9 protein-coding genes and 1 pseudogene are annotated in these 10,977 nt (G+C 66.1%); 7 read left to right on the forward strand and 3 right to left on the reverse strand.

Going from position 1 to position 10,977, the window contains the following annotated elements; genetic code table 11:
• Nucleotides 1-25: 25 nt before the first annotated feature.
• Genes JWP60_RS00365 through JWP60_RS00375 form a run of 3 tightly spaced genes read left to right on the forward strand, consistent with a single transcriptional unit; the run spans nt 26 to nt 2,250 of the window.
• Nucleotides 26-1,042 carry an ABC transporter substrate-binding protein gene (locus tag JWP60_RS00365; RefSeq protein WP_299785259.1) on the forward strand — a complete coding sequence of 339 codons (1,017 nt, stop codon included), beginning with the start codon at nt 26-28 and terminating at the stop codon, nt 1,040-1,042.
• A gap of 20 nt (nt 1,043-1,062) precedes the next feature.
• Nucleotides 1,063-1,965, forward strand: coding sequence for a cupin domain-containing protein (locus JWP60_RS00370; RefSeq protein WP_299785261.1), 903 nt, complete (start codon nt 1,063-1,065; stop codon nt 1,963-1,965).
• 6 nt (nt 1,966-1,971) lie between these two features.
• Entirely contained in the window at nt 1,972-2,250 is a 279-nt protein-coding gene (locus JWP60_RS00375) for a hypothetical protein (RefSeq protein WP_299785262.1), read from the forward strand.
• A 116-nt stretch (nt 2,251-2,366) separates the two neighbouring features.
• Here JWP60_RS00375 and JWP60_RS00380 read toward each other — a convergent pair whose 3' ends face one another.
• Nucleotides 2,367-3,554 carry a YncE family protein gene (locus JWP60_RS00380; RefSeq protein ID WP_299785276.1) on the reverse strand — a complete coding sequence of 396 codons (1,188 nt, stop codon included), beginning with the start codon at nt 3,552-3,554 and terminating at the stop codon, nt 2,367-2,369.
• 86 nt (nt 3,555-3,640) lie between these two features.
• Nucleotides 3,641-4,477, reverse strand: a complete 837-nt coding sequence (locus JWP60_RS00385; protein ID WP_299785264.1) for a creatininase family protein — start codon at nt 4,475-4,477, stop codon at nt 3,641-3,643.
• 300 nt (nt 4,478-4,777) lie between these two features.
• Between JWP60_RS00385 and JWP60_RS00390 the strand changes: the two genes are divergently transcribed.
• The 4 genes from JWP60_RS00390 to gspK all read left to right on the forward strand — a co-directional run bounded on the left by JWP60_RS00390 (nt 4,778) and on the right by gspK (nt 10,606).
• Nucleotides 4,778-6,247, forward strand: a complete 1,470-nt coding sequence (locus JWP60_RS00390; RefSeq protein WP_299785266.1) for a RimK family protein — start codon at nt 4,778-4,780, stop codon at nt 6,245-6,247.
• 7 nt (nt 6,248-6,254) lie between these two features.
• Entirely contained in the window at nt 6,255-7,754 is a 1,500-nt protein-coding gene (locus tag JWP60_RS00395; protein ID WP_299785268.1) for a leucyl aminopeptidase, read from the forward strand.
• A gap of 8 nt (nt 7,755-7,762) precedes the next feature.
• Nucleotides 7,763-9,133, forward strand: a complete 1,371-nt coding sequence (locus JWP60_RS00400) for a glutamine synthetase family protein (protein WP_299785270.1) — start codon at nt 7,763-7,765, stop codon at nt 9,131-9,133.
• A gap of 576 nt (nt 9,134-9,709) precedes the next feature.
• The gene (gene gspK / locus JWP60_RS00405) at nt 9,710-10,606 is read left to right on the forward strand and encodes a type II secretion system minor pseudopilin GspK (protein WP_299785272.1); all 897 of its coding nucleotides are present in this window, start codon (nt 9,710-9,712) and stop codon (nt 10,604-10,606) included.
• A 25-nt stretch (nt 10,607-10,631) separates the two neighbouring features.
• On the opposite strand, the pseudogene JWP60_RS00410 reads toward gspK, so the two are convergent.
• A pseudogene (locus tag JWP60_RS00410) lies at nt 10,632-10,977 on the reverse strand (hypothetical protein); the annotation flags it as partial.

Here is a 10,977-nt window from a genome sequence, read left to right on the forward strand (position 1 = left end):
GCCTCTCTCCTCGAAGGAATTTCCCGTGATCAAGCGACGTCTGTTGACCGCGCTGGCCCTTGCCGCCGCGCTGACCCCCATGGCCTTGCCGCTGCAGGCCCAGACCAGGGAACCGGTGAAGGCGAGCCTGCGCCTGAAGTGGCTGCCCCAGGCGCAGTTCGCCGGCTTCTACGTGGCCCAGGCGAAGGGCTACTACAAGGACGAGGGCATCGACCTCACGATCAACCCCGGCGGCCCCAACCTGCTGACCGAGAACCTGGTGGCCACCGGCGCCGACACCTTCGGCCTGTCCGGCGGTACCGACAGCGTGTTCGCCGCGGTGGAGAAGGGCTTGCCCATCGTCTCCATCGGCGTGGCTCACCAGATCACGCCTTTCGTTTTCGTCGCCCGCAAGGATGGACCGGTGAAGTCGCTGAAGGACTTCGAAGGCAAGAAGGTGACCGCCTGGTTCACCGGGGCCAACTACGTCCTCCTGGGCATGCTTGCCAAGGCGGGGGTCGACAAGGCCAAGGTGGACCTGCAGCCCCAGCAGGTGAGCGTGATGCCCTTCGTCAACGGGGATATCGACGTCGTCACCGCCACCCGCTACAACGAGCTGTGGACCATCCGCGACCGCATGGGCGCCGACAAGCTGGTGACCTTCGTCGCCGAAGACAGCGGCATCACCTTCCCGCGCGACACGCTGATCGTCTCGAAGGAGATGGCGCTGAAGCAGCCGGACCTGGTCAAGGGCTTCCTGCGCGCCTCGATCAAGGGCTGGCGCGAGGCGATGGCGCATCCGAAGGAGTCGGTGGACCTGGTGATGAAGATCGCGCCCACGCTGAACCGCGCGCAGCAGGAATACATGCTGACCGAGGCCTACCGCCTGATGACCGCCGGCAAGGCCGGCAGCGAGGGGCTCTTCTACATCGATGCACCGGCGGTGAAGAGCGCGCACGACTTCCTGCTGGCGAACAAGGTGCTCGCCAAGCCGGTGGACCTGAACGCGGCTTTTGACCCGAGCTTCCTCAAGTCGATTCCGTTGGCCGACCGCAAGCCGTAAGCATGGAGCACCCGCCGCGCATGGCGACCCTGGGGCCACAGCTTGCGTTGGACGCATGCAGCGGCGCGCAGCAGCGGGCGCGCTACTTCAATTCGGCCAACGCCTTCAACGTGAAGCTGCCGGCGGTGCCGGCGCAGGGTTTCCATGCCGAGGCCGTGCGTGCGCTGGGCCCGGACACGCCAACCGGCTTCATCGCGTGCGACCAGTCGCTGGCGATGGGGATGGACACGCCCGCGACGACCCCGCTCATGCTGGCCCGCTATGCACGCATTGCGCCCGGCGACTGCCTGCACGCGGACTTCGTTGCGAGCGGTTCGATCTGGTACGTGATCTCGGGCGCTGGCCGCGCCAGCGGTGCGGAGACCGTGGAGTGGCGCGCCGGTGACGTGATGCTGTTCGGCGGTGGAGGGGCACTGACGTTGACTGCGGGTTTGACGGGCGCGGTCCTGTGGGTCGTGACCGACGAGCCGCTGCTGGCCTTCGGAGGGCTGCTTCCGGCCCGCGGCACGGCGTGCGTGCACTACCCGGCCGACGAGATCGCGAGGCAGATCCGGATCATCGAACAAGCCACGCCGGACGAGGACACCTCCGGACGCGCGCTGATCTTCTCGCACGAGACGCTGGAGGCCTCGCGCAACCTGCTATCCGTGCTGACCCTCTCCCTCAATACCTTGCCGCCGGGTGAGGCGCAGCCGGCGCACCGGCACAGCTCCGCAGCCATCACTCTCGTGGTGCAGGGGAAGGATTGCCATTCCGAAGTCGGCGGCAAGCAAGGCCCATGGCAGCCGTGGACCACGCTCGTCACGCCGCCCCGTGCGCCGCACTCCCACCACAACGGCGGCACTCGGCGCGCCGAGTTCCTCATCGTGCAGGACGGTGGATTGCACTACCAGGCCCGCACCATGGGCTTCGAATTCCTTTGAGCCATCATGAAGAACTACTCCTTCCTGGGCGAGATGAGCCACTATGGGCTGTTGGGGGTCGCATGCGATGCGAGCGCCGAAGAGATCGAGGCGGTGTACCAGACGCGGGTCGCGGCACTGCCGCGGGGCGCGCTCGCGCGCGTGTTGTGGGCTGTGTATTCGGGCGAGAACGAGACGACTCTGGCGCAGGCGCGTCGCGTGCTGTGCTCGCCCACTGCGCGCGCTGCCTACGACTGCGGTGCGGCGGTCGAACGGCCGCCCTGGCACTTCTATCCGGGCATCTGAGGGTCCGGACCGACACGCTGGCCGGACTGACATGGATCGATGCTGCAACCGTCGCGCGGACCCTGGACTCGCGCGTCCGGTTTCAACCATGTGTCCGGCGGCAATTCAAGTTCACGTCAGCGCATGTTCCCCGTATGACCCAGTGAATAACGTCCGGGCTGCGGCCACACGGCGAGACCGTGCGGCTCCTGTCCGACCTTGATCCTGGTCACCGCACCACTGCTGGTGTCGATGCGGTAGATCTCGTCGTCGAAGCGACCCGACAGCCACAGGTACCTGCCATCCGCGCTCACGCCCCCCATGTCGGGGCTGCCGCCCTGCGGGATGGGCCAATTGGCGACTACTTTCTCGCTGGCGAAATCGATGACGCTTACGCTACCCGGGCCGTGCCGCTTTCCATGGATCTTGTGCGTGCTGCGATTGGACACGTAAAGCAGTCGCCCATCACGGCTGGGATACAAGCCATGGGTCCCCAGGCCCGTGCGTATGAACCCGACTTCCGTGAAGCTGCCGGCATCGACAACGTGCACGCCATCGGCGTCCATGTCGGCGATATAGAAGCGGCGCCCGTCAGGCGAAATGCGGATGTCCTGCGGCATGCCCTTGGTCTGCGTGCAGATCTCGATCGAGGGGTCTTCGATCGTCGAGCCTTCCTTCAGGCGCGTCGGCGGCATGTGCAGCTTCAGGTAACCGAGCACTCGACGGCCCGCGAGATCGATCTTCGCGACCGAGCCATTGAACTCGCAGGTGAAGAGCGCGTAGCTGCCATCGATGGAGAAGTCCGCGTGGTTGATACCGCCGCACTCGGGTGTCTGGATCGAGTACTGCAGCTCCATGGTGTGGGGGTCGCGGAAGTCCAGCCGCTTCTGAGCTTCGGCGACAACAATCGCGGACTTGCCGTCCGGCGTGAAGTACATGTTGTAGGGATCGTCGACCGCCGTAGCGGCGCCTGGCTGGCCGGTGCGTGGATCGATCGGCGTCAGGCTGCCGTCCCTGCGCCCTTCAGCGTTGTTCGCGACCCAGAGTGTCTGCAGGTCCCACGAGGGCACGACGTGCTGCGGGCTACGCCCCACCTTGAACTTGTACAGGACCTTGGCGCTATCGGGGTCGATGACGTAAACGTCATTCGACCGAAGATTGGGCACGTACACGCGGTCGAGCTCGCCGGCGACGGCGCGGCTGAACCGTCCCGCGCCGGCATCGCTGTAGAGGTTCCGCGGGTCGGAAACCGGCGGCATCCCGGGCACCGTCTTCACGGCGGCTACATCGGGGGACGTGATGGATGCCGCCGGGAGGCCGGTCATGGCGATGGCGAGTGCGCCCAGGGCAAGGGCGGCTATTCGGAACAGGGGGCCTCGGAAGATCATCGGCAATATCGGTGATTTGGAAATCAGCGCCTGCCAGCGATCGCGTGCTGGATGGCTGCGGTGGAACGGTTCACGACCTGCTGCACGCCGATCTGGCCGAGCTCCGCACTGGAGCGCCGCGGATCGCCGTACACGCCGTGCGCCGCATCGAGGTCCTTGCCTTGTGCGAGCACATCCGCGCGCACCAGGTTCTTGTCGACCGCGAGCGAGAGCGAAGTATCGTTCAGGCCGGCGTGGGTGCCGATCTCCGCCTGGCTGAAGCCCTTGCTTCTGAGGGCGCCCACGAAATCCGTCTGCGTGGTCTGGTAGTAGTCGAGAAGGGCATGCACGCGGCAGGACGGATCGTTCTTCCACTCCGCATTGAGCTTGTCGGCCACGCGCTGCTCGCTGCGCTGGTAGCCGCCGTGATCGCCGAGGAAGAATACATCGCGAAAGCCGTGCTGCTTGAAGCTGCGCGCCGTGGACTCCAGCAGGGACTCGAAGCTGGCGTCCGAAATTGAAATCGTGCCGGTGAATCGCATGTGGGCCTGCGGCGGGGTGATCGCGCCTTCGGGCACGTAGGCGATCACTGGAGCGACCACCGCGTTGCCCAGGCGGCGCGCGATCTCGTCGGCCAGCAGATGCGCCCGGACGTTGTGCTTGCCCAGGACCATGTGCGGTCCGTTCTGCTCGGTGCCGCCAATCGGCACGAGGATCGTGGTGGCGCCTGCGCCGATGCGCGCCTTGAGTTCCGGAGAGGTCATTTCCTCGATATCGACCGGCGCGGGCGCCGCGTGGCAAGCTGCCGCGAGGGTCAAGGCGCCCAGCATGGCAAAAGGCGCGGCGACATGCACCCGCCTCATCATTTTCTTGGTGAGCATCGGTTGAAGTTTAGTAGAAGCCCGCGGGCAAAGGTGACCGGAAGCCGCCTTCGCACGCGCGACTCGGCGTACGAGCCGAAGCGTTGCGCGAGGGGACAGCCGGATTGCTGACGCTGTGATCCGCAGGGTGATGACCAGTTCCCGCAGTCGCAATCCGGTCCTGGCGACCATTTCGCGCGCGCTCGAGCTCCGTACAGGATTCACAGGACGTTTCGCTGCGCCCCGTGCCGTACTTGCCCGACGGCCAACGTCAGCCTCGACCGACGCCGCGGGCTCCCGCGCCAGCCCAGCATGTTCCCGATGCGGACCGTCATCGTGATCGATCATGGCCAGGAGTGGTTCCAGATTCCGGACGCTAACGTGCTGACCGCCAGGCGCTACCTCGGCGAAGTCGAGCGCGGGCGCGATGCCGGCGTGCGCGTGCTGAACTTCTGTCGCACCGGGCGCTACCAGGGACGCGGGTACTACGTGTCGCTCCTGGCCGAGGCGCGCGGCCACAGGCCGATTCCCGAGGTCAAGACGGTGGAAGACCTCAAATCCGAGGCGTACGTGCAGGCGCTTTCGGCCGAGCTCGCACCGCTGGTCGACCAGACGCTGGATCACCGGGAGAGTGAACGCTTCCAGCTCGACGCCTACCTCGGCAAGGATCCGGCGCAACGCCACCAGGCGCTCGCCGAGAAGCTGTTTGCCAGCGTCCGTGCGCCACTGCTGCGTGTCCTGTTTCGCCGCGTCGACGGCCGCTGGCAACTCGATGGCGTGCAGGCGATCGGCATCCCCGACATTCCGGCGCAGGACCGTGCCTTCCTGCTGGAGGCGGTCAAGGCTTCGATGGGCGAGCAGTCCACGCCCGCACCCCAGCGAGCCGGCACGGGGCGCCCACGCATCGCCATCCTGCACGACCCCGGCGAGGCCCACAAGCCCTCCAACGAGGAAGCGCTGCGGCGCCTCGTGCAGACGGCACCCGTCGTGGGCCTGGACGCGGAGCTGGTCGGGCCCGACGCGCTGGACCGCCTGCAGGAATTCGATGCGCTGTTCAATCGCGCGAGCCCGGAGGTCAGCGGCTTCACCTACGAGTTCGTGCGCCGCGCGGAATCGCTCGGCATGCCGGTCGTCGACGATCCCGAATCCATCCTGCGCTGCCTGAACAAGGTGTACATGCACGAACTGATGACGCGGCACCGTATCCCGCAGCCGCGGACGATGATCGTACAGCGCGGCAACGCGGATCAGGTTGCGGCCACGCTGGGGCTGCCCTGCGTGCTCAAGCTGCCGGACAGCGGCTTCGGCCTCGACGTGATCAAGATCGAATCCGAAGACCAGCTGCGGCAGGAGGCGGAGCGCTTCTTCAAGGTGTCGGAGCTGATCGTCGCGCAGGAGTGGCTGCCAACCGGATTCGACTGGCGCGTCGGCGTGTACGACCGCCGCCCGCTGTTCGTGGCCAAGTACTTCATGGCCCCTGGGCACTGGAAGATTATCCAGCTGGCCGAAGGAGAGAAGCCGATCGAGGGCCGGACGGAGGCGATGGCGATTGGCGAGGCCCCGGAGCAGGTGATCGACCTGGCGGTGCGCGCGGCGAACCTCATTGGCAGGGGCCTCTACGGCGTGGACCTGAAGCAGGTGGAGGACCGCGTCTACCTCATCGAGGTGAACTGCAACCCGAACATCGACGCGGGCAATGAGGACCAGGTGCTGGGCGAGGCGCTCTACCGCGAAATCCTGGGCGTCTTCGCACGCCGCATCGCGGAGCGCAGGAGAGGCGCCGCGAGGTGAAGGCGCGATGGAATTCAGCCTGAGGAACGACAGGCTTGCGCAGCAGCGCACCGGCTGCATCGTGGCCGGCGTGTACGAGGGCGGCCAGCTGTCGCAGGCGGCGGTGGACATCGACACGGCAACCGGCGGCGCGCTGCGCGAAGTGGTCACGCGCGGTGATCTCGAAGGTGAACTCGGCACGACGCTCCTTCTTCACAAGCTTTCCGAAGTCGCCTCCGAGCGCGTGCTCCTCGTCGGCCTGGGCCCGGAGCGCGGGTTCCGCGAGGGCTGCTATCGCACGGCGGTCGCGTCGGCGATAGCGACGCTGCGCACGACAGGCGCCGCGGAGGCGACGCTCTGCCTCACCACCCTGCCGGTGCCGGGCCGCGACAGCGGATGGAAGATCGAGCAGGCCGTGCTCGCCGTCATGGAGGGCATGTACCGCTTCGACCAGCTGAAAAGCAAGCCGCAGGCGAAACGTCCACTCTCCAAGGTGCACTTCCAGACCACGGACCGCGCGGAGGCGAGTGCGGGCGAGCGCGCGATCCGGCAGGCAGCGGCGATCGGCGAAGGCGTGCTGCTCGCCAAGGACCTCGGCAACATGCCGGGCAACCTTTGCACGCCCACCTACCTCGCCGAGCAGGGGCGCATCCTTGCGCAACGGCATGGGTTCCAGGTCAGCGTGCTGGAGCAGGCGGACATGGAGAGGCTCGGAATGGGCGCCTTCCTCGCCGTGGCGCGCGGCAGCCTGCAGCCGCCGAGATTCATCGTCATGGAGTACGCGGGCGGTGCCGCCGGCGCCGCGCCGGTGGTGCTGGTGGGCAAGGGCATCACCTTCGACGCCGGCGGCATCTCGATCAAGCCTGCACCAGAAATGGACGAGATGAAGTTCGACATGTGCGGTGCGGCGAGCGTGTTCGGCGCGCTGCGCGCAGCGGCCCTCATGAAGCTGCCGCTGAACGTGGTGGGCATCGTCCCGGCCACCGAGAACATGCCCGGAGGCAATGCGACCAAGCCCGGCGACATCGTGACAACCATGTCCGGCCGGACGGTGGAAATCCTCGACACCGATTCGGAGGGCCGCCTCGTTCTCTGCGACGCGCTCACCTACGCCGAGAAATACCAGCCGGCGGCCGTCGTCGATGTCGCGACGCTGACGGGCGAGATCGTCAGCGCGCTCGGCGACGTCGCCACCGGCGTGTTCTCCAACGACGATGCGCTCGCGCGCGAAATCATCGCGGCGGGCGAAAGCGCATGGGACCGCGCGTGGCAGATGCCCCTGTGGGACGAGTACCAGGACGCGCTCAAGTCCAATTTCGCGGACATCCCCAACATCGGCGGTGGCGGCGCGGGCGCGATCACCGCGGCCTGTTTTCTCTCGCGCTTCACCGCGAACTATCCGTGGGCGCACCTGGACATCGCGGGAACGGCATCCAGAAGCGGAGCGGAGAAGGGCGCCACGGGCCGCCCCGTCGCGCTGATCGCGCATTTCCTCGCGGCTCGGGCGGAAAGGATTTGCCCGCAGTGACAGCCACCATGAAAGACCGCCAACTGTTCCAATTCGCCGAGCTGGAGAATTGGCTCAACGAACGGCGTGTCACGGAAATCGAGTGCCTCGTGCCGGACCTCACCGGCGTGGCCCGCGGCGAGATCCTGCCGCGCGAAAAGTTCACCGAAGACCGCGGCATGCGCCTGCCCGAAGTGGTCGTCGCGATGAGCGTCACGGGCGAGTATCCGCACGACGGTCCGTTCTTCGACGTCGTGAGCCGCCACGACGCCGACATGCACCTGGTGGCGGACCCGGGCACCGTGCGCATCGTGCCGTGGGCAAGCGACCCCACGGCGCAGGTGATCCACGACTGCTACGACCGCCATGGCGCACTTGTTCCCTTCGCTCCGCGCTCCGTGCTGCGCCGGGTTTGCGAACTGTTCGATCAGAAGGGCTGGGCGCCCGTGGTCGCGCCGGAGCTGGAGTTCTATCTGGTGGCCCGCAACACGGACCCCGACCAGCCGCTGAAGGCACCGATAGGCCGCAGCGGGCGCGCCGAGACCTCGCGCCAGGCCTATTCCATCGATGCCGTGAACGAATTCGACCCGCTCTTCGAAGATGTGTACGACTACTGCGAGAAGATGGAATTGAACGTGGACACGCTGATCCACGAAGTCGGCGCGGGCCAGATGGAGATCAACTTCTTCCATTCCTCCGCGCCGCTGGAGATCGCCGACCAGGTCTTCCTGTTCAAGCGCATCGTGCGCGAGGCGGCGCTGCGGCACGACATGTACGCCACGTTCATGGCCAAGCCGATCGCCGGTGAGCCGGGCAGCGCGATGCACGTGCACCAGAGCCTGGTGAGCAAGGCGACGGGGCGCAACCTGTTCAGCAATGACGATGGCTCGCCGAGCCAGGAATTCTTCTGGTACATCGGGGGCCTGCAGAAGTACATCCCCGCGGCCATGGCGCTGTTCGCGCCTTACGTGAACAGCTATCGGCGGCTCGCGCGCTTCACGGCGGCGCCGATCAACATCGCGTGGGGTATCGACAATCGCACCGTCGGCATCCGCTCGCCGGTCTCCACACCGCAGGCGCGCCGTGTCGAGAACCGCGTGATCGGCGCGGATGCGAACCCCTACGTCGCGCTCGCGGCCACGCTGGCTTGCGGGCTGCTCGGGATCGAGCAGCGCGTCGAGCCGACGCGGGAGTGCACGGGCGACGCGTACCAGAGCGCCCGCGAGTTGCCCCGCAGCCTGTCCGAAGCGATCTCGCAATTGCGCGCCGAGCAGGACCTGGCCGCGGTGCTGGGCAAGGAGTTCCTCACCGTGTATGCCGAGATCAAGGACCTGGAGCACGAGGAATTCATGCGGGTGATCTCGCCCTGGGAGCGCGAGCACCTGCTGCTGCACGTGTGACGCGCTGCCATCGACCCATTCAGGAATTCGCTCGGCCAGGGGCCGTGGACGATTTGCGCAGCAACCCCCGCCAAGCTATCGCTCGATGTCGCTCAGCGTGCGCGCCGCTATGCGCCGAAAGACCAACTCGCTGTCACCATGTTCGGTGTGCGAAGCTCGGGTCGCGACAACCGCGGTCTCCGCAGGAGCGGTTCCCCGTGCGGAATTCGAGGAATTGCAGTAGCGTGCCGCGATACACGTGTGCGAGGGGCGCAGGCAGCCCGGTGTGATGATGAACGCGAAACCGTGGCGGGGGACTCCGCTGCCCGGGGTTCGACTACGATGAACCGTGCAGTTAACCCGCTGTTCCTTGTGTTCTGCGCGAGGGTGCTGCAAGCTCAGCGAGGATCACGACATGTGCGCATGGAACGCACACCGCAATCAGAGTGACTGGAGGGTGGAGCAATGATGCGCGCGGAGAGGTCCCAGCGTTTCGCAGGGTGTCCGGAGCGGCGGCAGTTCAAAGTTCTGCAAGGACATGCTGCGGGAAAAGCCGCAAGGCGTCTACGAGGCATTCGCGGCGCGACTGGTGCCGCATTGCTCGCTGCGATGTTGACCGTATCGCTCGTCGCCACGCTCGCGAGTGCGGCACTTGCAATTCAGTGGCGCGGATACGAAGTGGAAAAGGCAGTACGCGCCCGCTTGCAGGCAGCATGGCTGCTGCGAGGAGCTGTTGACCGGGCCAGGCTTATCCTTGGCGAGGATGCGCGCTCAGGCGGCGTAGATCACCTGGCGCAGCCCTGGGCGATCCCCGTGAAAGAGGCGAAGCTCACCGATTTCTTGGGCACGAACGGCGCTGATCAACACGGCGATTACAGAGATTCACTCGAAGCCGTGTTCCTGTCAGGGGAGATCACCGACCTGCAGTCCCGCCTGAACGTGATGAATCTGGTTACTGCTGACGGGTTCGTCTCCTGGCCGGATTACCAGGCTTTCCAGCGCCTGTTCGCATACCTGAACCTTCCATCGACGGAGCTACAAAGGGCGATTCAGAGTCTCGCCGCCTCTCGGTCCGAAGGTCGGCGTCCTGCATCGCTCCTGCCGCAACGCCTTGATCAACTCGTCTGGCTAGGGCTATCCGCAGAAACGGTTGCCGTACTCAAGCCGTACGTCATCGTGCTTCCAACTCGCACCGCCCTCAATCTAAACACTGCCTCACCAGAAGCGATGTATGCGGCGATTGAGGACGCCAGTCTCGGCGACGCTCGACGCTTGGCGGCCGCACGTCTGAGTGCGCCTTTCCGCACCCTGGGAGAGGCAGCGAAGGTACTGGGTCCGGCAGGAGACTCCGTCACCCAGTCGAACATCGCGCTGGGGGTCGCAACCGACTATTTCCAGATCGCCGCTCGGCTTCAGATGGACGACACCACCGTCGAGCAGCGTTGGGTGGTGCAGCGCACCGTCTCGACAGTTCAGCTTCTCTGGATGGAGTGAGCGGTGAGCTCATGCCCTCGTGCGACTAAGGCCTCGACTGCTCGAGCAACCGGAGCTCCCAGGGGATGATGACTTTCGAGAAGATCACCGGATCGGTCCAGCCGCGTGCCTCCCGTCCGAGGTGACCGCCGCTCGGGTTGATCCAGGCGTCCTTCGGGACATCTCCGGAGCGCATCAGGAGCTCGAGGTCGGCGATCGGAACCTGCGTGTCCCTGACGCCGCCGACCACAAGCATCGGCGTCGTGGGCTTCTGAAGCAAACCCAGCGCCTTCAGCGACATCGTCGGGCCGATGCGCTCGAGATCCTGGACAGACTGGACACCCTCGTAGACGCCGAGGAAGGCCGGGACCAGATCGAACAGGTACTCGCGA

This window comes from Ramlibacter sp., assembly GCF_028291745.1.
Lineage (GTDB): Bacteria > Pseudomonadota > Gammaproteobacteria > Burkholderiales > Burkholderiaceae_C > Ramlibacter.